At 60.9% G+C, this 24150-nt stretch carries 20 protein-coding genes; 10 read left to right on the top strand and 10 right to left on the bottom strand.

Features of this window, described 5'->3' with window-relative positions:
* Positions 1–110: 110 nt before the first annotated feature.
* The 5 genes from ACQRAG_RS00465 (at position 111) to pgm (ending at position 10149) form a co-directional block, all read left to right on the top strand.
* Positions 111–1340: an exonuclease SbcCD subunit D C-terminal domain-containing protein gene (locus ACQRAG_RS00465; protein WP_427803715.1), complete on the top strand. Its 1230-nt coding sequence runs from the start codon at positions 111–113 to the stop codon at positions 1338–1340.
* Positions 1341–1348: 8 nt separating this feature from the next.
* On the top strand, positions 1349–5041 hold the full coding sequence (locus ACQRAG_RS00460; RefSeq protein WP_427803714.1) for an AAA family ATPase: 3693 nt from the start codon (positions 1349–1351) through the stop codon (positions 5039–5041).
* Positions 5042–5482: 441 nt separating this feature from the next.
* A complete protein-coding gene (locus tag ACQRAG_RS00455) occupies positions 5483–6946 on the top strand; it encodes a 30S ribosomal protein S1 (protein ID WP_168935737.1) in 1464 nt (487 codons plus the stop codon).
* Between the two features lie 14 nt (positions 6947–6960).
* Positions 6961–8403: a DegQ family serine endoprotease gene (locus ACQRAG_RS00450; protein WP_168935738.1), complete on the top strand. Its 1443-nt coding sequence runs from the start codon at positions 6961–6963 to the stop codon at positions 8401–8403.
* Positions 8404–8508: 105 nt separating this feature from the next.
* On the top strand, positions 8509–10149 hold the full coding sequence (gene pgm, locus ACQRAG_RS00445; RefSeq protein WP_303865815.1) for a phosphoglucomutase (alpha-D-glucose-1,6-bisphosphate-dependent): 1641 nt from the start codon (positions 8509–8511) through the stop codon (positions 10147–10149).
* 173 nt (positions 10150–10322) lie between these two features.
* Here the strand turns inward: pgm and ACQRAG_RS00440 are convergent, their stop codons facing one another.
* Positions 10323–11216 carry a pseudouridine synthase gene (locus ACQRAG_RS00440; protein ID WP_427803713.1) on the bottom strand — a complete coding sequence of 298 codons (894 nt, stop codon included), beginning with the start codon at positions 11214–11216 and terminating at the stop codon, positions 10323–10325.
* An 810-nt stretch (positions 11217–12026) separates the two neighbouring features.
* On the opposite strand from ACQRAG_RS00440, the gene rdgC reads away from it, so the two are divergent.
* From rdgC to ACQRAG_RS00415, 5 genes are read left to right on the top strand one after another with little or no spacing between them, the layout of a single operon-like run.
* Positions 12027–12650, top strand: coding sequence for a recombination-associated protein RdgC (rdgC, locus tag ACQRAG_RS00435; RefSeq protein ID WP_204625658.1), 624 nt, complete (start codon positions 12027–12029; stop codon positions 12648–12650).
* Between the two features lie 16 nt (positions 12651–12666).
* Positions 12667–13194: a hypothetical protein gene (locus ACQRAG_RS00430; RefSeq protein ID WP_072332943.1), complete on the top strand. Its 528-nt coding sequence runs from the start codon at positions 12667–12669 to the stop codon at positions 13192–13194.
* Between the two features lie 15 nt (positions 13195–13209).
* Positions 13210–14238, top strand: coding sequence for an ABC transporter permease (locus ACQRAG_RS00425; protein ID WP_204625657.1), 1029 nt, complete (start codon positions 13210–13212; stop codon positions 14236–14238).
* A gap of 1 nt (position 14239) precedes the next feature.
* Positions 14240–15076, top strand: coding sequence for an ABC transporter permease (locus ACQRAG_RS00420; RefSeq protein ID WP_427803712.1), 837 nt, complete (start codon positions 14240–14242; stop codon positions 15074–15076).
* A gap of 9 nt (positions 15077–15085) precedes the next feature.
* Entirely contained in the window at positions 15086–16705 is a 1620-nt protein-coding gene (locus ACQRAG_RS00415) for a DNA repair protein RecN (protein ID WP_168936498.1), read from the top strand.
* 215 nt (positions 16706–16920) lie between these two features.
* On the opposite strand, the gene phnN is transcribed toward ACQRAG_RS00415, so the two are convergent.
* Genes phnN through ACQRAG_RS00370 form a run of 9 tightly spaced genes read right to left on the bottom strand, consistent with a single transcriptional unit; the run spans position 16921 to position 24149 of the window.
* The gene (gene phnN, locus ACQRAG_RS00410; protein ID WP_427803711.1) at positions 16921–17523 is read right to left on the bottom strand and encodes a phosphonate metabolism protein/1,5-bisphosphokinase (PRPP-forming) PhnN; all 603 of its coding nucleotides are present in this window, start codon (positions 17521–17523) and stop codon (positions 16921–16923) included.
* The gene (locus ACQRAG_RS00405) at positions 17523–18671 is read right to left on the bottom strand and encodes an alpha-D-ribose 1-methylphosphonate 5-triphosphate diphosphatase (RefSeq protein WP_204625655.1); all 1149 of its coding nucleotides are present in this window, start codon (positions 18669–18671) and stop codon (positions 17523–17525) included. Before ACQRAG_RS00405 ends, phnN begins: the two co-directional genes overlap by 1 nt.
* 53 nt (positions 18672–18724) lie before the next feature.
* Positions 18725–19438 carry a phosphonate C-P lyase system protein PhnL gene (gene phnL / locus ACQRAG_RS00400; RefSeq protein ID WP_427803710.1) on the bottom strand — a complete coding sequence of 238 codons (714 nt, stop codon included), beginning with the start codon at positions 19436–19438 and terminating at the stop codon, positions 18725–18727.
* Positions 19439–19452: 14 nt separating this feature from the next.
* Positions 19453–20244 (bottom strand): phosphonate C-P lyase system protein PhnK, encoded by a 792-nt coding sequence (phnK, locus tag ACQRAG_RS00395; RefSeq protein WP_204625653.1) that lies wholly within the window; start codon positions 20242–20244, stop codon positions 19453–19455.
* Positions 20245–20246: 2 nt separating this feature from the next.
* Positions 20247–21146 carry an alpha-D-ribose 1-methylphosphonate 5-phosphate C-P-lyase PhnJ gene (locus ACQRAG_RS00390; protein ID WP_204625652.1) on the bottom strand — a complete coding sequence of 300 codons (900 nt, stop codon included), beginning with the start codon at positions 21144–21146 and terminating at the stop codon, positions 20247–20249.
* Positions 21139–22311 carry a carbon-phosphorus lyase complex subunit PhnI gene (locus ACQRAG_RS00385; RefSeq protein WP_427803709.1) on the bottom strand — a complete coding sequence of 391 codons (1173 nt, stop codon included), beginning with the start codon at positions 22309–22311 and terminating at the stop codon, positions 21139–21141. The genes ACQRAG_RS00390 and ACQRAG_RS00385 overlap by 8 nt, the downstream gene beginning before the upstream one ends.
* A complete protein-coding gene (phnH, locus tag ACQRAG_RS00380) occupies positions 22302–22940 on the bottom strand; it encodes a phosphonate C-P lyase system protein PhnH (RefSeq protein ID WP_303877355.1) in 639 nt (212 codons plus the stop codon). The genes ACQRAG_RS00385 and phnH overlap by 10 nt, the downstream gene beginning before the upstream one ends.
* Positions 22937–23380, bottom strand: a complete 444-nt coding sequence (gene phnG / locus ACQRAG_RS00375) for a phosphonate C-P lyase system protein PhnG (RefSeq protein WP_204674068.1) — start codon at positions 23378–23380, stop codon at positions 22937–22939. The genes phnH and phnG overlap by 4 nt, the downstream gene beginning before the upstream one ends.
* A gap of 22 nt (positions 23381–23402) precedes the next feature.
* The gene (locus ACQRAG_RS00370; RefSeq protein ID WP_427803708.1) at positions 23403–24149 is read right to left on the bottom strand and encodes a DUF1045 domain-containing protein; all 747 of its coding nucleotides are present in this window, start codon (positions 24147–24149) and stop codon (positions 23403–23405) included.
* Position 24150 lies beyond the last annotated feature (1 nt).

The following is a 24150-nucleotide window of genomic DNA, read 5'->3' as shown; positions in this document are numbered from 1 at the left end:
TACCGGGCCTTCACAGGCCTTTTTTTCGGCCTTATAACTGAAAAAGACCCGCCGCATGGCGGTCATTTTTTCTCCACTGCCGTATCCGGCATCAAACCGGCCTTCATCTCATGCGCGTACTTCATACATCGGACTGGCATCTTGGCCGCTCGCTTTTCGGCCAGAAACGCTACGAGGAATTTTCGGCTTTCTTGGACTGGCTTGCCCGTACTTTGCAGGAAAAAGAAGTGGATGTCCTGGTCGTTTCCGGGGACATCTTCGATAGCGGCACGCCCAGCAACAGGGCCCAGCGCCTGTATTATGATTTTTTGCGGCAGGTCTATCTTTCCTCCTGCCGACATGTGGTCATCACTGCCGGCAACCATGATTCGCCCTCCATGCTGGGGGCTTCGCGCGAGATCCTGCAGGTGCTGGATGTCCATGTGGTAGGCAACCTGCCCGAAGATCCCGCGGAAGAGATCAAAGTCCTGCGCGATGCCCAGGGCAAGGTCGCGCTCATCGTCTGTGCCGTTCCCTTCCTGCGCGATGCCGACATGCGTCTGGTGGAAGAAGGGGAGAGCAGCGGCGACAAGGAAAGCAAGATGCAGGAAGCCATCCGCCGGCACTACGCGCAGGTTTTGGAAGAGGCGGCGGCGCTGCGGGACCGCCTGGCACCTGACGTCCCCCTGCTCTGTATGGGCCATCTGTTCACTGCCGGAGGCCAGACCGTTGATGGCGATGGCGTGCGTGACCTCTATGTGGGCTCGCTGGCGCATGTCCCGGCGTCCATCTTCCCGCCGTGCATCGATTATCTGGCTCTGGGCCATCTGCATGTGCCGCAGCGGGTAGGAGGCATGGAGCATATGCGCTACAGCGGCTCGCCCCTGCCCATGGGCTTTGGTGAGGCCTCGCAGCCCAAAAGCGTCTGCCTGGTAGATTTTACCGGGCGTTCGGCCCGTGTGGAGCTGCTGCCTGTGCCGGAATTTCAAAAGCTGGAGCGCGTGAGCGGCTCCATGTGCGAGATACTCGGCCGCCTGGCAACACTGCGGGACAGCGACAGTTCCGCCTGGCTGGAAGTTGTCTATATCGGCGATGATCTTGAGGGCAGCCTGCGCCAGCAGGTAGAGACGGCTGTGGCCGGGAGCGGGCTGCGCGTCCTGAAGATCCGCAATGCACGTCTGCTGGACAGCCAGCCAAGCCTGGACGATACGGGCAGGAACCTTGAAGAGCTGAGCGAGACGGAAGTTTTTTCGCGCTGCCTTGCAGCCCGGAAGATAGAAGGCGCCCAGGCCGACTTGCTCATGCGCCTGTACGGCGAGATCCTCACCGCCATGCACGAAACCGACAGTAACGCCGAATAGGGGCCGCCATGCGTATCCAGAACATACGTTTCCAGAACCTCAATTCCCTGACCGGCATCTGGGAGATAGACCTCACCAGGCCGGATTTCGTATCCGCCGGTATCTTTGCCATCACCGGCCCCACAGGTGCCGGTAAAACGACCATCCTGGACGCCATCTGTCTGGCCCTGTACGGGCGGACGCCGCGGCTCAAGACCCTGAGCGACAGCGAGAACGAGATCATGTCCCGCCAGACCGGGGAATGCATGACGGAGGTGGTCTTCCAGATCGCCTCCGGGCGTCGTTACCGTTGTCACTGGAGCCAGCGGCGGGCCAGGAAATCCCCGGAAGGCAGGCTCCAGGCGGCACGGCACGAGATCGCGGATGCGGACAGCGGCCAGATCATCTGTGCCCAGAAAAGGGATATGGCCAGAGTGGTCACCGAGATCACCGGCCTGGACTTCGACCGTTTCACCCGTTCCATGATGCTGGCGCAGGGCGGTTTTTCGGCTTTTCTGGATGCTTCGGCCGACAGCCGGGCGCCCATCCTTGAAAGCATCACCGGCACGGAAAAATACAGCCGTATCTCCATGCTGGTGCATGAACGGCACCGGCAGGAAAAGCTCCTGCTGGAGGATATGCGCAAGGAACTGGCCGGCAAGCCCCTGCTGCCCGCGGACGAAGAGCAGGCCCTGCGGCAGCAGCTGTCCCGGCTGGAAGAGCAGGACCGTCAGTCCAGGAGCCAGGCGCAGCAGCTGCAGCAAGCCTTGCAGTGGTTGCAGGGGCTCGATACGGCCCGGAGCCAGCTGGCCCAGGTAGAAGCGGAAGAAGAAAAATTGTCCCTCCGGGAACAGGCATTCCGCCCACAGGCTTTGCGGCTGGAGCAGGCCCAGCGGGCTGCCCGGCTGGAAGGCAGCTATTCTGCCTTGCTGCAGTTGCGCCACCAGCAAAGTCTGCTGACAGAGCAGCGGCAGAACCACGCTACGGAGCTGCCCCGTTTGCAGGAAAAATTGCAGGAAGCCCGGCACAAGCAGGAGGAGTACGCTCGTCAGCTTGAACAGGCCAAAGCGGAGCAGACCCGCCAGACGCCGTTGCTGCATCAGGTCCGGGCCCTCGACATCCAGCTGGAAAGCTCGGAAAAGGAAGTGCGCCGCGTCCTGCTGGAAGTGCGCCAGCAGGAGCAGGCCCTTGCCTCCTTGAAGGCCCGTCGCGACAGTCGGCGGCAGGCTCTCGACGACCTCCTCCGGGAGCAGGCCGCCGTGGAGAACTGGCTGGGGAGCCATGCGACAGATGCCGGACTGGTAGAGCAGCTGAGCGGCATCGAGGCCGGTATCCAGCGGGTGCATGATCTTGAGCAGAAGCAGCAGCAACGGAGTATGGCCCTGCAACAGATCAGCCAGCAGCTGGAGAATGGAAAAGCCCGGCTGGCGGAACGTCTTCGTCATCAGGAAGTCGCCGCTGCCGAACTGGCGCAGCTAGAGAGCCGGCGGCAGCAATTGCTTGAAGAAAAAGAAAAACTTCTGGAGGGGCGTTCCCTGCTCCAGTGGCAGGAGGAATACAACGGTATCCAGAAAAAGATCCTGCTGTTACAAGCTGTTGAAAAATCTCTGAAGGATGTTTTCCTGTACCATACCGAGGTGCGGCGCTGGCGGCAGAAGTTGCAGCAGTGGCAGGAACAGCACCAGCAAAGCAAGGCTCTTCTGGAACAGCAGCAAGCTTTGCGAGATGCACTGGAGATCTCGCTGGCGAGCCTGGAACGTGAACGTATGCTGGCCCTGCGTATCGCCAGCCTGGAACAGCATCGTGCTTCTCTTGAGGAAGGACATGCCTGCCCGCTGTGCGGCTCTCTGGAACACCCCTACCTCCTGCAGGGCCTGCCGGCTTCCGACAACTGGCAACAGGTGGAAGATGTTCGCCGGCGCTTCACGGTGACGGATCAGCAGTGTGCCGCCTTGCGGGAACGGTTGACGGGCCTGGAGCAAAGTCTGCTCGTTGGAATGGAGGATGCCCGGTCGCTTCAGAACAAGCTCCAGGAAGCGCAGAATTATCTTGCCCAGCTGGCAGAGAAGGCCGGGTTGCCTTCCCTGCTGCGGGAATCTCCGGAAAATGCCGTCACGTTCGTGCGGGAACAGCAGGGCAGGATGGACGAATTCCTTCGGGAGCTCTATCAGCGGATCTCCACAGTAGACAAGCTCGAAAAGGCCTGCCAGATGCTGGAGAGCAATCTTCCCCGTCTGCAGGAACAAAAGACGATGCTGGATCAGACCGTCGAACGGCTCAAGCATGAGCTGGACATGGTCACTGCCGAACAGCAGCGAGTACGGCAGGAAGCCGGGCAATTGCAACAAGAGGAAGAGCAGGGGAAACAGACGCTTGATACGATGCTGGCTGCCTACGGTCTCGGCACAACCGATACCGAACTCTTGTCCATCTTGTCTGTCTTGAAGGCCCGCCGTGCGGAATGGGAACGCCGGACGGCAGAGATGACGCGCCTGACCGCTTCGCGGCAGGAGCTCGAGCTGTCGGCAGGCCAGCATGATCAGGAAGTGAAATCGCAACAGGCTCATCTGGAGTCGCAGCAACGGGAAGCCCGTGAAAGGGAAGGGCAGTGGAAAACGCTGCACGAGCAGCGTCTGGCGCTGTTTGCTGAAAAAGATGTCCAGGAAGTCGAAGCCGATCTGGCCCAGGCCGTGTCACGGCATGAACAGCGGCTTGCCGATCAGACCGCCGCAGTCAGCAGGATGTCGGATGTCGTCACCATGACGGAATCCGCCATCAGAGAAAAAGATGCCCTGCTGGCCAGCATAGCCGAACAGAGCGTGCATGCCGGGCAGGCCTTTGCACAGGGCTTGGAGCAAGAAGCCTTTGCCGATGAGCGGAGCTTTTTACAAGCCTGTCTGCCCGCAGAGGAACGGGAAAGCCTGGAGCGTCTGTCACAGGAACTGCACGCAGCCCGCATGGAACTGGCAGGGCGGGGCAGGGCGGCCAGGGAACATCTGGCCACCGAGACCGCGAAGGCCCTGACGACAAAGGACAGGGAAGAGCTGGGGCAGGAGCTGGCAGTACTGGAGCAGCATCAGGCAGCGTTGCAGCAGGAACAGGGCTCCTGCCTGCAACGACTGGCTGACAATGAGCGTTTGCGGCAGGAGCAGCGCGTACTCGTGGAGCGCATCGAGCAGCAGGAACGTGTGTTCGAACAGTGGTCCGCGTTGCAGGAGCTGATAGGTTCCGCTGACGGGAAAAAATTCCGGAACATCGTCCAGCAGATGAATCTTGAGTTGATGGTCGCCCATGCCAATCGGCAACTGGTCAAAATGACTGACCGTTATTTGCTGGAAGTGGGCAACGGGACGCTGGAGCTCAATATTCGCGACAATTACCAGGCCGGGGAGCTGCGCAGTACCAAGAATCTTTCCGGTGGAGAAAGCTTCCTTGTCAGCCTGGCCCTAGCCCTGGGGCTCTCCCAGATGGCCAGCCGTACTACCCGGGTCGATTCACTGTTCCTTGATGAAGGTTTCGGCACGCTGGATGAGGATGCCCTGGATACGGCACTGAGTACCCTGGCCAGCCTGCAGCAGCGAGGGAAACTCATCGGCATCATTTCCCATGTGCAGGGATTGAAGGAGCGGGTCCCCACCCAGATAGAAGTCCTTCCCATCGGGGGTGGCAGAAGCCGCATCCTTGGTCCCGGGTGCCGGAGCAAAACAGATCTTGATAATTGATAATCGCTCTTGCTTATAGCAATAAAAATGACAAAACTCCAGAAAACGGCCCAAAATCGATTTTAAGCCGTTTTCTGGAGTTTACGATTATTGGGTCGAAAAAAAATTTTTAAGGGCTTAAAATCAAAATTTGAGCTATGTGTTTTTGAGAATGGTTCCGAAAAATTTGTTTCCTGCAGCACGTGAGATATGGATACCGGACATATACGGTCGGCCTGCTCTTTTAAATCCCTTTTTCTTAAAGTTCTACATTAATTTTTTGCAAGAATTGTTTTCTCTGCCGTCCTGTCAGAGAGCATCGTCCAAAAATTGTCCACCTGTCCAAAAATTAGCCATATCCTGTGCCGGAATTGCTGCCAGCATCTTTGTTGTTTTCTGGCGGTGAATGCGCTATACAAGGGAACTTCACAGGAAATTATTTGTTTAAGGAGCAAATATACCATGACTGACGAAAAGAATCTGTCCACCTTCGAAGAAGGCAGCGAAGACTTCGCCGCCATGTTCGCGGCCCAGGAAGCCGGCACTGTGCGCCTGCAGCCTGGTCAGAAAGTGACGGGCACCATCATCACCATCACCGGTGACTCTGTCTTTGTGGATGTGGGCATCAAGCTGGATGGTATCATGGACCGCAAGGACATCCTCGATGCCGAAGGCAACGAAAGCGTTGCCCCCGGTGACAGCATCGAAGTCTATGTTGTGGGTACCTCCGCTGGTGAGATCCGTCTGTCCCGCTCCATGAGTGGCGCCGGTATGGCCGCCCTGGAAGACGCCCGCGACGCCGGTGTGCCCGTGGATGGCCGCGTGACCGGTACCTGCAAGGGCGGTTACACTGTCAGCGTGATGGGCAAGAATGCCTTCTGTCCCGGCAGCCAGATGGACAGCGTGAGCGTGGCTGACGCCGAAGCTCTGGTGGGCCGCACCATGCAGTTCCTCATCATCCGTGTGGAAAACCGCGGCCGCAACATCGTGGTTTCCCGCCGCGCCCTGCTGGATCGCGAACGTCAGGAAAACCTGGAAAAGGTCCTGGCTTCCCTCAATGTGGGCGATACCGTGGAAGGCCGCATCACCCGTCTGGCCTCCTTTGGTGCCTTCATGGAACTGGCCCCCGGTGTGGAAGGCATGATCCATCTTTCCGAACTCTCCTGGTCCCGCGTGAACAGCGCTGACGAAGCTGTGGCCGTGGGCGACATGGTGCGCGCCAAGCTGCTGTCCGTCAGCAAGGACGACAAGGGCCGCACCCGCATCTCCCTGTCCCGCAAGAAGGCTGAAGGCGATCCTTGGCTGCAGGCCGCTGACCGTCTGGCCGCCGGTACCGTGGTGGAAGGCAAGGTCGTGCGCATCGCTCCCTTCGGTGCCTTCGTGGAACTGCTGCCCGGCGTGGAAGGCCTGGTGCACCTTTCCGAAATGTCCTGGACCAAGCGCGTGAACAAGGCCGAGGACGTGGTGAACGTGGGCGACGTGATCTCCGTCAAGATCAAGGAGATCAATGTGGAAAGCCGCCGTATCTCCCTGAGCCTGCGTGACGCCGAAGGCGATCCCTGGCAGGATGCCGACCAGCGTTTCGCTGCCGGTACCGTGGTGACCGGTACGGTGGAAAGCCGCAGCCAGTTCGGTCTGTTCGTGAGCCTGGCTCCCGGCATCACCGGTCTGCTGCCCGCCGGCGTCATCAAGAACGCCAAGAACAGCGGTGAATTCTCCAAGCTGGACAAGGGCGACAGCGTGACCCTGGTCGTGCAGTCCGTGGATACCACTGCCCGCCGCATCAGCCTGGCCCCCGAAGGCATGGAAGAAGCTTCCGCCGCCGAAGACAAATCCTGGAAACAGCACACCAGTTCCGCTCCCAAGGATGCCGGTATGAGCATCATGGCACAGGCTTTGCAGAAGGCTCTGCAAAACAAACGCTAAGGAGTGTGCCCTGTATGAGGATTAAACACTTTCTCCCTGCCGTGCTGACTCTTGTCCTGTTCACGGCAGCGCAATTCGCCCAGGCGGCCAGCCTTCCTGAGTTCAGTGAACTGGCTGCCAAATGCGGCCCGGCTGTCGTCAACATCAGTGCGGAGCGGACCTCCCCGGCTGCGGCCGGTCCTGAGGAATTCTTCGGCGAGATGTTCCGTGGCATGCCGCCGGGAGCGGACCGCTTCTTCGAATTCTTCGGCGGTCCCAATGCGCGCGGAAAGCGTCCTCCGCAAAAACAGATGTCGCGTGGTTCCGGTTTCATCATCTCGCCTGACGGCTACATCGTGACCAACTATCACGTGGTGGCCGATGGCGACAGCATCCAGGTGACGCTGGACGAAAGCAACGGCAAGACTGCCCCTCTGACGGCCACGGTCGTGGGGACGGACGAAGATACTGACCTGGCTCTGCTCAAGGTCGAGGCCAAAAAGGATCTGCCTTTCCTCAAGTTCGGTGATTCCGACGCCCTGCTGGTAGGGGAATGGCTGCTGGCCATCGGCAATCCTTTTGCTCTGGACCACACGGTCACGGCCGGCATCCTTTCGGCCAAGAACCGTAATATCCATGCCGGTCCGTTTGACAACTTCCTGCAGACGGATGCCTCCATCAACCCCGGCAACAGCGGTGGTCCGCTGCTGAACATGAAGGGTGAAGTCATCGGCATCAACACGGCCATCATCGCCAGCGGGCAGGGGATCGGCTTTGCCATCCCCAGCAACATGGCGGCTGGCATCGTGGAACAGATCAAGAGCGGCAAAAAGGTCAGCCGCGGCTGGATCGGTGTGACCATCCAGGATGTGGATGAAAATACGGCCAAGGCCCTTGGCATGGAACATCCTTCCGGTGCCCTGGTGGCCAGTGTCCTGGACGATGAACCGGCGGCCAAGGCCGGCATCGAAGCCGGTGACGTCATCACCAAGGTCAACGGCAAGAGCGTGGAAGACGCCTCGGCCCTGCTGCGAGCCATTGCGGCCCACAAACCCGGCACTTCGGTGACCCTGGACGTGTGGCGCAACGGCAAGGCCGTGACCATGGATGTGACGCTGGGCGATCGTCAGACCGGCGTCAACAGCGGCAAGCCTTCCGAAGCCGGCCAGAAGCAGCAGAATCAGGGCCAGCTCGGCCTGACGGTGCGTCCCATCAAGGATGAGGAACGCCGCGAACTGAAGCTGGAAGGCAAGGGTGGCCTGCTGGTCCTGGATGTGGATCCCAGCAAGCCTGCTGCCGAAGCCGGTGTCCGCCCCGGTGATGTCATCGTCAAGGCCAACCGTCAGGCGGTGTCTTCGCCCGAAGACCTGTCAAAGATCGTGGCAGGCGAGGGCAGCAAGCGAGGCGCCGTCATGCTGCAGATCAACCGTCGTGGTGAGAACATCTTCCGCGCGGTTCCTGTCAGCAGCGGAAAATAATCCGGATATGCAATCGAGAGAGGGGGGCTTCAAGCCCCCCTCTTTTTTTGCCCGGGGCTTGCGGGCCGACAGGGTAAACGATAGAAAGGGGCAGGAGGATACATCATGGCAGTACATCCCCATGCCGGCAAACTGCCGGCGCCCGAGACTCTGGAGAATATCCCCGCGCTCGTCAGTGCCTACTATACGGAATCGCCTGACCCGCATCAGGCCGCACAACGTGTGTCTTTTGGAACGTCCGGGCATCGTGGTTCTTCGTTGAAGCAGACCTTCAACGAACGCCACATCCACGCCATCACCCAGGCCGTCTGTGATTACCGCAAACAACACGGCATCACCGGTCCGCTGTTCATGGGCGGAGATACGCATGCCCTGTCGGAGCCGGCCTTTCGCAGTGCGCTTGAAGTCCTGACGGCCAATGATGTACAGGTCCGCATCTCCCACGACGGTTCCGCCACAGCGACCCCTGCGGTCTCCCATGCCATCCTGTGCTGGAACAGCGAGCACGGCGGTCAGGCTCTGGCTGACGGCATCATCATCACGCCGTCTCACAACCCTCCGGCTGACGGTGGTTTCAAATACAATCCGCCGCATGGCGGCCCGGCCGAAACAGCGGTGACCGCCTGGATCGAAAAGCAGGCCAATATCTATCTTGATCACCTCAATTGTGACGTCCATCGCCTGCCGTACAGCAGTGCCCGACGGTCTTCGCTGGTGCAGGGCTATGATTTTACCGCCCGCTATGTGGAAGACCTGCCGCGCATCCTGGATATGGACAGCATCGCGGCTTCCGGTATTTCCCTGGGGGTCGATCCTCTGGGGGGAGCCAGCCTTTCCCTATGGGAGCCCATAGCCGAGCGCTACAAACTGCGCCTGACCGTGGTCAACAAAGTCATCGACCCCACATTCCGTTTTGTTCCCTGTGACAAGGACGGCAAGATCAGGATGGACTGCTCTTCGCCGTATGTCATGAGTGGCCTGCTCGATATGCGCGACCGCTTCGACTTGGCCTTTGCCTGTGATCCGGACTCGGATCGTCACGGCATCGTGGCCAAAAGCGGTTTGATGAATCCCAACCATTATCTGGCCACCGTTGCCTGGCATCTGTTCCGCAGCCGCTTCCAGTGGCAGGCCGATGCCGGAATCGGCAAGACTCTGGTGACCAGCGCCATGCTGGACAGGGTAGGCCAGGAGCTGGGACGCAAGGTCATCGAAGTCCCGGTCGGTTTCAAGTGGTTCGTGCCCTATCTGACAGACGGCAGCTGCGGCATGGGCTGTGAGGAAAGTGCCGGCGCTTCCTTCCTCTGCTTTGACGGCAGCCCCTGGAGCACCGACAAGGATGGTCCCTTGCTCTGCCTGCTGGCAGCGGAAATGGCCGCACGCGAAGAGCGCGGGCCGGACGAGATCTATCGCAGCCTGACCGAACAGTTCGGCGCTCCGCTGTACCAGCGCCAGGATGCTCCGGCCGACGATCACGTGCGGTCCTGCCTCAAATCATTGAAGGCAGAGGATGTCCAGATGCGGACGGTAGCGGGATCCCCGGTCACTGAGATCCTGACGACAGCGCCGGGGAACGGAGCTGCCATTGGCGGGGTCAAGGTCTGCAGCCGGAACGGCTGGTTCGCCATCCGGCCTTCCGGGACGGAGGCTATCTGCAAGGTCTATGCGGAAAGCTTCCTTGGAGAGCAGCATTTGCATGCCCTGCATGAAGAAGCCCAGGCCTTGCTGCAGCGCTTGCTGGCCTGAGCAAATAAGCAAATTTGAACCGCAAAAAAAGGACGCCGTCAGGCGTCCTTTTTCATACTTCATCCCATGTGCGTGGGCTATTGGGTATCTGCCATCCGGGACAGAACGTCCCTGTGCTCACTCACCATATAAGGTTTTCCTTAAGCTGCTGATATCAGGCCAGCACACTCTCCTTATGAGCGCCGGATCTCCGCAGCCTGGAGCAGGGCAGCGGTCTCTGCGGCTGACAAAAAACGGCACTCGCCCACAGGAAGATCGCCAAGGCCAAGGGGGCCGAGACGGATGCGCTTCAGACGCAGGATGGTCAAGCCAAGATCCCGGCACATGCGGCGGATCTGGCGGTTGACCCCCTGATGCAGCACCATCCGCAACCGCGTATGCCCATTGGCCTGCAAGCGGCTTTCCACTTCGACTGGGCGCAAATGCTCTCCCTCAGCCAATGTCATGCCACGGCGCATGGTTGCCAGCGCGGCAGCCGGGACAGTTCCCCGCACAAGGACATCGTAGGTCTTTGGCTGATGATGCCGGGGATGCATCAGGCGCTGTGCCAGCTCGCCATCATTGGTCAGCAGCAATAGCCCCTCAGAAAAATAGTCAAGCCTTCCAACAGGATAGACTCTATTCCGCCGCATCTCCGCTGTCAGGCAATCCAAAACTGTAGGCCGCCCCTGCGGATCGTGTGCCGTACACATGACCTGGATGGGCTTGTGCAGCATGATATAGGAAAAAGAGGCGGGCAGAGCCGCCAGTTGCTGGCCTTCGACCTGGATGAGGTCATCAGGAAGGATGCGCCTGCCGGGAGAACGTTCCACCACCCCGTTGACCTGGACAGCTCCGGCAAAAATAAGCTCATCGGCCTTGCGGCGAGAGCAATAGCCGGAAGCTGCGATGAGCTTGTTGAGCCGGGTCCCGTCCTGCAGATCTTCCTCTAGCCCAGATGGAAAAGAGCTGTTGTTCCGTGGAGCAGGGGAGGAATGACCATTTTGGGGCGATCTGGGGGCAAGCTGATTGGAACGACGCTGGGGGCGTCCATCGCGGCTGCGGAAAAAAGAGGATTTGGCGTGCATGCCTTAGAGGTGTGGCAAAAAAGCAGCCATGTCAAGCGTACGGGGGAATGCCATAGACGGCAGAGTCAGACGCCAGAAAAATTCAGGTACATGCTGACTGGCCCAAGACTATTCTTAAAGTGCAGCTTGAGCAAAAATATATGGCGAAAAATTTTCTGTCTGATCCTGGAGAGAGGAGTGCCTACTTTGTCGTCTCATGGATAAAAGTTTACATAATTATCATTATGGGACATTTATAATAGTTAATGCTTACACATGGTTATCATGTATTTTACGAATAAGGGGTTTTCATACCGAAAGCCTTTTTCCTCACCATGGGCTCTGCTGCTTTGAAGGTCGCAGCAGAGATTCCCATATGGGAAATGGAAAAATGGACGCTGAGATTTGAAGCGATCTCATGTCCCACAGCTCCCACAGCTGCTTTTCCATGCCCATATGTGATCCGAGTTCCCCAAAATCGTGAATGCCCCGCGTGACGCTTGTGAACCGCCTCTTTGACATCTAATAATCGGTATTAATAAATATATGGATCATCCGGATGCGCCTTGCCCCAGCTACCAGAAGCCTTCTGGAAATGCTCACTGTGGCTCCCCGGCGAAAAATCTTCCTGCTAGGCCGATCCAGGCCTTTGTCCTGCGCCGGCGATGACGCATCCACGGGCTACCTGACTCAAATATCCACTGCGTATATTATATAATGTTGCATCTGCCCTGCCCCACGGAAATCCACAGGCTTCGGGCTTGCAAGAATCTGCCGCACTGCGTACAAGAATGACACGCCTCCTGGCGCATATCACAGAAAGGAGCCAGTATGGGTTTTTGTAATGCTTCGTGCAGCTTTACCCGTTTCAGGATCATCGACCCCATCCCTTCGGAACTTTGGACGCAGATCCCCGACAAGCTGCGCCAGTTCGCCTTCCGGGACATCGACGACCTGCCCGAGATGCAGGCCTATGGCTGGGTATGCTTCGAGGATATGCTGGACTCCGAATGGCGGACGGCCCCGCCGCACAAAGGTGCCTATCTGCTCTTCTCCCTGCGTCTGGATACCCGGCGCATCCCGGCCGCTGTCATCAAAAAGCATCTGACCCTGGCACTGAAGGCCGAAAAGGAAAAAATGCAGGAACAGGGCAAAAAGTTCATTTCCCGTGAGCGCAAGAAGGAACTCAAGGAACAGGTCCTGCTTCGCCTGCGGCAGCGCTTCCTGCCCATCCCGGCCGAGTTCAATGTCATCTGGGCAACGGATCGTAATGAGGTCTGGTTTGCCTCCACCCAGGGGAAGATGATCGATCTGTTCATGGAGGCATTCCTCAACTCCTTCGAACTGCATCTTGAGCAGATCACCCCGTACAGCCTGGCCGAGACCATGCTCGACGAAGCGGCCATGAGCCGTCTGGATCGTATCGAAGCCACACAGTTCGCCGCCCTTTCCTGATTCACGAGGTCATCCCATGAGTGATACACCCTGTCTGGATTCTACGGACAACATTCTTGGCCAGGAGTTCCTTACCTGGCTGTGGTACCAGAGCGATGTGGCGCCCGGGGCCTTTGTGGACAAGGAAGGCCAGCCCTTCTCTGTCTCCATGGAACAGCGTATCGTCGTCCAGGGCGGCGAAGGGGACGCCAAAGAAACGGCGACCGTTGCCGGGACGCTCTCCCCTCTTCGCGAGGCCCGTTTCGGCCTTGGCACGGGGAAAAAAGTCACCCGCGCCCTCATCCGGCTTGAAAAGGAAGAATTGGCCTTCCAGTTCACCCTCAAGGCCGAAGACTTCACCCTGGGCAGCCTGAAGACTCCCAAGGTGGAAAAGCCTGAAGAGGATGACGACCCGGACGCCATGCTGCTGGAAAAGATCTACCTGATGGAAGTCTGCCTCGGCCTGCTGGACAGCCTGTATGCCCGCTTCCTCCAGCTGCGCCTTTCGCCGCAATGGCAGCAGGAGGTGGCCGACATGCGGCAGTGGATGACCCGGACGGAATAATAACGGAGGATATGCGTGCAGGCGGTCTGTTCATCCCGCAATGCGGCCCTGCTGCAGCTGACGTTGCGCATCGTGCGCAAACTGCTGTGGATGCTGCTGGTCTTATGGGGGATCACCCTCATCAGCTTTTGGGTCATCCATCTCGCGCCAGGTTCGCCCACCGATATGGAAACGACCCTCAATCCTCTGGCCGGTGAGGCGGCCCGCCAGCGGCTGGAGGCCCTGTACGGCCTGGACAAACCCCTGCATGTACAATATCTGGACTGGCTCTCACGCCTGGTACGTCTGGATTTCGGCCTGTCCATGTCAGCGGACGGGCGGCCCGTGCTGGACAAGATCATGGAGCGCCTGCCCCTGACCGTGGGCATGAACGTCATCTCCCTGATCCTGACGCTCATCATCGCCATCCCCATCGGCATCCTTTCGGCCTGCCGCCAGAATTCCCTTCTGGATCGGGGCGTGACGGTCTTCGTCTACCTCGGTTTTGCCATGCCCTCGTTCTGGCTGGCATTGCTGCTGATGCTGTTTTTCGGTATCCATCTGCAATGGCTGCCTATTTCCGGCCTGACGTCCATGAATTTCGACAGTCTCGGGCCTGTGGACAAGGTGCTTGATCTGGCGCAGCATCTGGCATTGCCGATCCTGGTCTATACCATCGGCAGCCTGGCGGGCATGTCCCGCTACATGCGGGCCTGCATGCTCGAGGTCCTGCGGCAGGACTACATCCTGACAGCCCAGGCCAAAGGCTTGTCCCCCCGCACGATCATCTGGCGCCATGCCCTGCGCAATGCCCTGCTCCCGGTCATCACCCTGCTGGGCCTCTCGGTCCCCGGGCTCATCGGCGGCAGCGTCATCATCGAGTCCATCTTCGCCCTGCCGGGGCTGGGGCAATTGTTCTATGCCGCAGTCATGGCCCGCGACTATACCATGATCATGGGCAACCTGGTCCTGGGGGCCGTGTTGACCCTGCTGGGGAACCTGCTGGCGGATGTCTGCTACGGCCTGGCCGATCCGCGTATCCGCAGCAGCCGGGAGGTTCGCTGATATGTGTGGTCCCTTGCTGCGTCGCTTTCTCGGCCGCCATCTCATGCTCTGTCTGGGGCTGGGTATCGTGCTGGTCATGTCTCTGGCAGCGCTGTGCGCTCCCCTGCTCGCGCCTTATGATCCCAATGCCCTGCATCTGGATCACATTCTGGAGCCGCCGTCCTCCATGTTCTGGCTGGGTACGGACCGTCTGGGGCGGGACGTTTTTTCCCGGCTGCTCTACGGCGGACAGATCTCGTTGTGGGTCGGCTTTGTCGCTGTGGGCATTTCCGTCAGCATCGGGACGGGGCTGGGCCTGATCAGCGGCTATTTCGGCGGTCTGGTGGATGAAGGGATCATGCGCGGTGTGGACATCATGCTCTGCTTCCCCTCGTTTTTCCTGATCCTTTCGGTCATCGCCTTTCTGGAACCGAGCCTGACCAACATCATGATCGTGATCGGCCTGACCTCATGGATGGGGGTCGCCCGTCTGGTCCGTGCCGAGACCCTGAGCCTGCGCCAGCGGGATTTCGTATCGGCGGCGCGTTTGTCCGGCTGCTCTACCTGCCGGATATTGCTGCGCCACATCCTGCCCAACACGCTGGCCCCGGTGCTCATTTCCGCCACGCTGGGCGTGGCCGGCGCCATCCTGGTGGAATCGGGGCTCAGCTTCCTCGGGCTTGGTGTCCAGCCGCCCGCGGCCAGCTGGGGGAACATGCTCATGGAAGGCAAGACCGTCCTGGAAGATGCCCCCTGGCTTTCCTTTTATCCGGGTGTCGCCATCCTGGTGACCGTGCTGGGCTACAACCTGCTGGGCGAAAGCCTGCGTGACCTCCTTGATCCCCGTCTCAAAAAATAGGTCCTATCCATGCTGGAATATTTGCGTATCCGCAACCTCGCTCTCATCGAAGACGCCGAACTCGACTTTGCCCCGGGCATGAACGTGCTCACCGGCGAAACAGGGGCAGGAAAAAGCTTTATCCTCAAAGCCCTGGGCTTTCTGCTGGGCGACAGGCTGGGCGCCGATATGGTACGGCAGGGAGCGGAAAAGGCCCAGGTCGAAGCACAGTTCCAGATGGACGGACGGGAGATCGTCATCCGGCGCAGCCTGCTGGCCGAGAGCGGCCGCAGCCGCCTGTACGTTGATGATGCCCTGCGCTCCCAGGAATGCGTGCGTTCCCTGCGGGAACAGCTGCTGGCCCATGCCAGCCAGCACGGACAGCAGCAGTTGCTGCAGCCTGCCTTCCAGGCCCGGCTCATGGAAAGCACCTTGAAGGATCCCGACCTGTTGCGCCGGCGTGACGAGCTGCTGGAACAGCTGCGCTCCGTGGAAGCCCGCCGCAAGGAGCTGCGGGCCCGGGAGGCCCACCTTCTGGAACGCCGGGACATTCTGGAGATGCAGCAGCAGGAGATCGACAGGGTCGCCCCTGAAGCCGGAGAAGAAGAACGCCTTGAAGAGCAGCGGGCCATCGTCCGTGCCGCCGAACAGACCCGCGAACAGTATGAGCTGGCGCTGGGCCTGCTGCATGGTGAGGAAGAACCCGGCCTGCTCGATATGCTGGGACGGCTGGAGCGCTGCCTGCACCAGATGGCGCGGACAGACGACTCCGTCAGCGAAGATGCCGATGCCGTCACGGCCCTGCGTCAGCAGCTTTCCCATCTGAGCGGCCGTTTGCGTCGTCCTCCCCTGCCGGAAGACATGCCCGATGTGGAACAGATGGAGGAGCGGCTCTACGCTTTGGCCCAGCTCAAGCGCAAACTGCACCGTTCGCTGGATGAGATCCTGGAGCTGCGCGAAGAGATCCGTGAAAATATCTCCTTCCTCGATGCCTGCGCGCTGGACATCACTCTGCTGGACAAGGAAGAAAAGCAGCTGGCCGCCCAGCTGCAGGAGGTGCTTTCCGCCCTGCTCCCCCAGCGCCGCGAAGCTGCCGCGGACTTCGCCCGCCAGCTGGAAGAAGAACTGCGCCAGCTGGGATTCTCCGAACAGGTCCGGGTCATCCCCGATTTCATGCCGCAGGAAGTCTGGCCCGGCCTCATGGATGAAAAAGTGCGTATCCTCTGGGCCCCCAACCCCGGGCAGGCTCCCCAACCTCTGGACCGGATCGCTTCGGGCGGCGAGCTTTCCCGTTTCCTGCTCGCCCTGATGAGCGTCCGCCCCAAAGCGGAAAGTGCGACCTACATCTTTGACGAAGTGGATGCCGGCGTGGGCGGTCTTACATTAAACAAGCTTGCGGAAAAGCTGGAAAATCTTGCAAAGCAGCGGCAAATGCTGGTCATCACGCACTGGCCGCAGCTGGCAGCCCGGGCACAAAAGCATTTCCAGATCAGCAAGACCATTCGGGACAATGCCACGTTCACGACCTGCGTCCCGCTCGATGCCCGCCAGCGCCATGCGGAACTGGTGCGCATGGCAGGGGGAGGCCAGCAGGGCGAAGCCCTGGCGGCCAGCCTTGAAGGGCGCAGTTATCAGCTGACGATGTTCTAAACGCTCGATTCTTAAAGTATCGCTTTAATCTTCAAGCACGCTCTCACCTCAGTCGCTGGAGCTTCCGGCGCATTTGTCCGGCGCATGCGCGTGTCGTGCCGTGCGCATGGAAACACGCCGGCTGTGCGTACGGCACAGCGACATGGACAGCAAAAGGGCTCTTTCCCCACAGGGAAGGAGCCCTTTTTTCATCAGAGCTGCTCTAAAGGTTTGTTTCAGGCAGCGCTGCCCTGCGTTCCCTGAGGGGTGCCCGGCATGCTGCGCACCGGCAGGACAGCCCGCACGATATTCTCCAGGCCATCGACCGCCGCTTCCAGCTTGCCGGAATTGTCGATGCGTACGAGCCGCTCCAGGCCAGCGGCAGGCAATGGTGCCAGCGCGCGATGCAAACGTTCTTCCAGGTCTTTGCCCTGCTCTCTTCCCCGGGCCAGCAGGCGTTGCCGCAGGATGGCCAGCTCCACCTCCACCAGCACGGGAAGAAGATCAGGATAGCGCCGCAGGGCTTCCGGCAGATATTCCCGAGAACCGTTGACGATCACGCAGATGCCGTGCTCCAGACTGCCGTCGATGGAGCGGCCGATGCCGTACTGGCAGCCGTGGCTGCTCCAGCGCATGGCCAGACGCCCCTGAGCTTCCATGGAAAGGATGCTCCCGGCGGAAAGGGCCATATGCTGTTCTCCCCCGGCGCAGGCAGGACGGCTGATGTAGCGCCGGGCAAAGGCTACCGGCAGGCCGCGCAACCGGGGCCGCAGGGCCGACAACAGGCTGTCCTTGCCGGATCCCGACGGTCCCATGACATAGATGAGTGTGCCGCGCATCAGTACACCTGCACGCCCTGACGCCAGACATTGCGGACCACCGGCATGTCGTCCATATGGTGGACGCGGACCATATCCGCACGGCGTCCGGTATCGATGCGGCCGCGGTCATCCAGTCCCACGCTTTCGGCCGGATTGGCGCTGACCAGATTGACGGCTGCGGGCAGGGGCATGATCTCCTTGGCGGCCAGCTCAAAGACCGCGGCCAGCAGGCTGGCGGGCACGTAGTCGGAGGACAGGGCCCCCAGATGCCCTTCTTTGGCCACGTCCAGAGCCGAGGCATTGCCGGAATGGGACCCGCCGCGCACGACATTGGGGGCCCCCATCATGACCAGCATCCCGTTTTCCGAGGCGCAGCAGGCAGCCTCCGTGGTGGTGGGGAATTCGCTGATGGAGATGCCGTTGCTCAGGGCCTCTTCCACATGTTCCACCAGCGTATCGTCATGGCTGGCCATGGGCAGATGGCGCTGACGGCAAAATTCCATGACCGAGGCGGCATTGTCGTTGGCGCAGCTGTCCCGCACCTCTTCCAGCTCGTGCATCATGGCCGTGAACTCTTCATCGGTCCAGGATTTGATATTGCTGTAATAGGTCCGGTAGGCCGTGGTATCGCGCCACTGGCGCTGTCCGGGCGTGTGGTCCATCAGGGAGACCAGCTTCAGGCAGGGCGTGTCCGACAGGGGGAAGAACAGGTCCCGCATGCGGGGATCGGCCACTTCACAGCGCAGATGCAGCAGGTGGTCGGCACGCAGCATGCCCGACTGGCGGCAATGGTTCAGGGCATCCACACCGCGGCCCAGCATGGCGATGCGCCCCTTGTCGTGGTATTCGCCCACGGACAGGGCATCGAACACGGTGGTGATACCGGCCGCCACGATCTGGGCATCATGGGCGAAAAAGGCGGGTTCCGCCTGCGGCCAGACAACTTTGGGACGGGGCACCAGATGCTTTTCCAGATTGTCGGTGTGCAGTTCCACAAAACCGGGCAGCAGATAGTCACCTTCGCAGTCGATGCATTCCAGGGCGGCAGTGGGCTGGATGTCGCCTTCGTCCACATCGGCAACCAGGCCGTCACGCACCAGCACATGGCCATGCATCACGGTGGTGGGCGTCACCACCCGGGCGTTACGCAACACATATTCTTTCATGGATGATCTCCGATTATGCTTCTGTGATCGTTGGTTCTTGCGGATCGGCGCGGTTACGGCCTGTCCATGGGGACGATCCTGTCCGCCACGGCATTGCGGGCCACATCATCATGGAAGATGCCCACGATGGCACTGCCCCGCTGCCTGGCCTCATGGATGAGGTCGATGACCACCTGCCGGTTGATGCCGTCCAGAGAGGCGGTGGGTTCGTCCAGCAACAGCAGGGGCATGGGCCGGATGAGCCCGCGCGCGATGTTCACACGCTGCTGCTCCCCGCCGGAGAAGGTAGCCGGGGCCACATGCCAGAGGCGCTCGGGCAGGTTGAGGCGGGTCAGCATCTTCTGCGCGGCATCAAGGGCCGTCTCACGGTCTTCACCGGCATCCAGCAAAGGTTCGGCCACCAGATCCAGGGCACTCACACGCGGGATGACACGGAGGAACTGGCTGACATAACCGATGCATTCCCGGCGCACACGGCTGATGGCACGCGTGGAGGCCGTGGCCATATCCGTCTCGCAGTCTTCGCAGCGGACGATCACCTGCCCGGAACTGGCCAGATAGTTACCGTACAGGGTCTTGAGCAGGGTCGACTTCCCGGCCCCGGAAGGCCCGTGCAGGGCCACACATTCTCCGGCACGCACGTCAAAATTGACGTCCTGCAGCGCCTGGATGCGGATGCCGCCCTGCTGGTGCAGGACAAAGGTTTTGCACAGGTGACGCACCTCCACCACAGGAGCGTCGCCGGCAGGATGATTGAACTGATGCATGTGAACGCTCCTTGTCAGCACTGCAGGATGGAAGAGACCAGCAACTGGGAATAGGGGTGCTGCGGATCGTCCAGTACCTGATCCGTCAGACCGGTCTCCGCCACTTCACCGTGGTACATGACGATCAGACGGTGCGAGAGCAGCCGGGCCACCGCCAGATCGTGGGTCACAAGCACCACGGCCAGTCCCATGTCGCGCACCAGATGGCGCAGCAGGTCCAGCAGGCGGGCCTGGACAGACACGTCCAGACCGCCGGTAGGTTCGTCCATGAAGACGAGGCGCGGCGTGGTCACCAGATTGCGGGCGATCTGCAGACGCTGCTGCATGCCGCCGGAATACTGGGACGGCGTATCGTCCACACGCTGCACGGGGATCTCCACCCGTTCCAGCCAGTCCAGAGCCGTGGCCCGCAGGTTCCCGTAATGCCGGGCTCCGTTGGCCATGAGCCGCTCGCCGATATTGGCGCCGGCACTGACCGACATGCGCAGACCGTCGCGGGGATGCTGGTGGACGAAGCCCAGTTCGGTACGCAGCAGACGGCGGCGCTGGGCTTCATCCAGGCTGTGGATATCCAGTACCTTGCCGTCAGCTGCCGTGTAATGGACATGCCCGGCGGAAGGTTCCAGACGGCCGGAAAGCATGTTCAGCAGCGTGCTCTTGCCGGAGCCGGATTCGCCCACGATGCCGAGGACTTCCCCGGGCCACAGATCCAGTGAAACGTCCTTGCAGCCGATGCGGCTGCCGTAACGCCGCGTCAGCTGGCGGGCGGAAAGGACGGGATCAAGATTGGTATCCAAGAGGCTCACGGCTATTTCTCCTCCCTGGGAGCGGCAGTACCGCCCTGCCCGGCCACGCGCCGGGCACAATTGTCGGTATCGGAACAGACGAACATGCGCGTCCCGGCGTCATCCATGACGATCTCGTCCAGATAGGTGTCTGTGGCGCCGCAGATGGCGCAGCACTGATCCCAGCTCTGGGGCGTGAAGGGGTAATCCTCAAAGTCGAGACTGACCACATCCGTATAGGGCGGGATGGCGTAGATGCGCTTTTCCCGGCCGGCACCGAAAAGCTGCAGCGCCGGGCATTGGTGCATCTTGGGATTGTCGAAACGCGGGATGGGCGACGGGCTCATGATGTAGCGGCCATTGACCTTTACGGGATAGTCGAAGCCGGTGGCGATATCGCCATGCCGCATGATGTCCTCATACAGCTTGATGCTCATGATGCCGTACTCTTCCAAAGCATGCAGGGTACGGGTCTCTTTTTCGCTGGGTTCGAGCCAGCGCAGGGGCTCCGGCATGGGCACCTGGTAGACCATGATCTGATCCTCGCGCAGGGGCTGCTCGGGGATGCGGTGACGGGTCTGGATGATGCTGGCTTCTCCGGTGTGGGTGGTCGTGGTCACGGCCGCGGTACGTTCGAAGAAACGACGGATGGAGACGGCATTGGTCGTATCGTCCGAGCCCTGGTCGATGACCTTGAGCACGTCGTCCCGGCCGATGATGCTGGCCGTGACCTGGATGCCGCCCGTCCCCCAGCCGTAGGGCATGGGCATCTCACGGCTGGCAAAAGGCACCTGGTAGCCGGGGATGGCCACTGCCTTGAGCAGGGCCCGGCGCACCATGCGTTTGGTGCCTTCATCAAGATAGGCAAAGTTGTAGCCTTCCAGCCCGGAGGCCGCAGGCGTGGTCGTCAGGTTCTCAGGCATGGCTGGCCTCCGCATGTTTTTCGGACGCGGCAGCAGCCTGCTCTTCCGCGTGCTTACGTTCCCGCAGCTGGCGGATCAGGGAAAGTTCCGCCTGAAAGTCCACATAGTGCGGCAGTTTGATGTGCTGCACGAAACCGGACGCATCCACGTTATCCCCATGCATGAGCACGAACTCGGGGTTCTGGGCAGGACCGATCTGGTCTTCCTGCAATTCCCGGGCACGCAGGGCGCGGTCCACGATGGACATGGACAGGGCCTTGCGCTCGTTGTTGCCGAAGACGAGCCCGTAACCGCGGGTGAAGCAGGGCTCGAGGGCACGGCCGGTGTACCGGCTGACCATGTCGCATTCGGTGAGCTCCACTTCGCCCAGGGTGATGGCAAAGCCCAGCTCTTCCGGGATGACGGTCAGCTCCACGAAACCGCGGCGCAATTCCCCGGTGAAGGGGTGGACAGCGCCGTAACCGCGCTGGGTGGAATAGGCCATGCCCAGCAAAAAGCCTTCATCGGCACGGGCCATGGATTGCAGGCGCACGGCCCGGTCCCCGGAACCGTCGGCCGGCAGCTCCAGCGGTTGGCGGGTGATGTCCGGGCAATCATTGCCTTCATGCGAAGGGGCCACGGATTCCATCAGGCCTTCGCGCCCAAGAGCGTCCATGGCTCTGGGCAGCGGCTCCTGCAGCAGAGCCTGCGCATCGGCCGCCATCATCGCCAGATCTTCCGCCGTCCTTTCGGGCTCCACGTCCCGGGGAGCTGTCCCGGGCACGGCCAGACCGCGATCCAGCAGGCGGTGCGTATAGTCAAAGGTGGATCCCAGGATCTGTCCGCCGGGCAGATCCTTCCAGGTGGCGGAGATGCGCCGCTCCACCCGCATGCGGGAAGTATCCATGGGCTCGGAAACACCGAAACGGGGCAGGGTCGTGCGATAGGCGCGCAGCAGGAAGATGGCTTCCACGGCATCGCCCTGGGCCTGTTTGAAGGCCAGTGCGGCCAGTTCGGGGCTGTACAGGGAGCCCTCGGCCATGATGCGGTCCACGGCCAGCTTGAGCTGCCCTGTCAATTGTTCAAGTGTTACTTCAGGAATTTGCACATCGCCCCGCCGCTCCCGGGCAAGCAGGGCATGTGCCGCGGCAATGGCTTTTTCGCCACCTTTTACAGCTACATACATTTGGACACCTCGTCTGCGGCAGGGGTCAGGCAGGTCGTACGGGGCAGACCGGTCAGGCGGCCCGGCCCGCAAAGCAGCATGTCCACACCCAGCGGGAATTGCTCATGGTTGCTCTGCCACTGGGCCAGAAAATCTTCCGGCATACGGCAGGCAAAGGTGCAGCTGCCCACGATGCCGGGACCGGAAGCGGTGATGCCGGCCGTTTCCCCCTCCTCCACTCCGCCAAGGCAGATGGTCGTGGAGCGATCCGGGTATTCAGCCTCTCCCTGATGGAAGCAGCGCAGGTCAGGCAGCGCTTCCGTACCGGGGACGAAGGCGAATGCGGCTTGGGCAGGTTCGGCCACCAGGACCGTGCCGCAATGGAAACGGAACCAGGCTCTGACGTCTTCCGTATCCAGTCCGGGCGCCAGCCAGACCGTGGTCTCGTTATCGCACAGCGAAAGGGCCAGGGCCGCCAGTTCCGGACTCAGCCCGGCAGGCAGTTCATCCGCAGCGGTATCCGCCGGGCAGGGCACGAAAGCATGCGCCTGGGCAGGCCGGGACAACGCGGTAAGAGCCAGACGGAACACCTGCTGTGCCTGTCCTACAGGATCTGCCCAGGACAGGCGGGAACATTGCTGATCGCTCACTGGTCTTCTCCGCGGACAAAGGTGAAAAAGTTGACTTTCGTACCTGCCGCATCGCGGGCGGCAGCCTTTCTTTTTTCGTCTATGGCCTGTTCCAGGCAGGGGCGCAGCTTTTCGTCCAGCAACGCCGCGTAGCTTTCCTGCTGCCACAGGGCATCGCACAGGGCCGCCAGTTCCGCATGGCGGGGGGATTCCCCCATGATCCAGGCATGGCCAAGCGTCTTTTCTTCCAGCTGGACGACACAACGGGTGACCAGCACTTCCCCTACGTTGAAGACATCGCCGACATTGCCGACGCGTCCCCGGGCCATCACGAGCCCCGTTTCGGGCCCGCGCACGATGCGGTAGCCAGGCAGGCTGATCCCGGACAGGGCCTCATCAAGGCTGGTCTCCGGGGCAAGCGCCAGCAGGCGCATGCGTTCCTGCCGCAAACTCATGTTCATGATACTTCCAATAGTCATTATGTTAGGCATTCCCGGTCCGCGCCAAAGCGAAGCGGGTCGTCAGGCGGAAGGGCAATGCCCGGTCCGCCTGGCAAAAAAGACACACAGAATCCATGGTCAGGGGCTTGTCGATCACCGGTTCCAGATACTGGTTCAGGGCTGCTTCCACCTGCTCCGCCCCCTCATGAGGCAGAGGACCCGTCAGGGTGATGTGGAAACGGAACAGATCCAGCACATGGTGATAGCCCCAGCGCAGGAGATTGCGCCGCTCATCAAGACTCAAAGGCTCCCGCCGTTCCACGTCCCTCTGGTCGAGAGGGGCCCGGAAACGGTCCAGTTCCGTCACGCAATCCCGCTCCAGAGCGGCCATGGCCGATTCCGACGCGCTATCCCCCTGCCGGGGGACCAGGGCCAGAAAGGATGCCTGGCGCTCACCGGAGTGGACGGGCAGCCGCTGCAAGCCCAGCGGCGCCGTCAGCCAGGAGGCATGGCGTTCCGCCACCTTCCGGCAGGCATTCTTCAGGGCGGCCAGCATGCCCTCCGAGGTGGAGCGCAGCTCAAAAGGCGCCTTGAGCGTGGCATGCAGACCGTAATGGGCCGGCGTTTTTGCCAGGGATGTCCAAAGACCATGTTCCACCCCCGCAGGAGCTACGGGGCCGCCCGGCAGGCGGCTGCCGTCCCGGCAGTCCCGGCCGAACAGAGGAGCCATCAGGCGGTACAGGGGCTCGTCCTTGTGGGGGGCGTAGTAGAGAGCGTAACGGGCGGCCATC

This window comes from Desulfovibrio sp. SGI.230 (assembly GCF_050313065.1).
GTDB lineage: Bacteria > Desulfobacterota > Desulfovibrionia > Desulfovibrionales > Desulfovibrionaceae > Desulfovibrio.
This window is presented reverse-complemented; position numbering and strand designations above follow the sequence as displayed.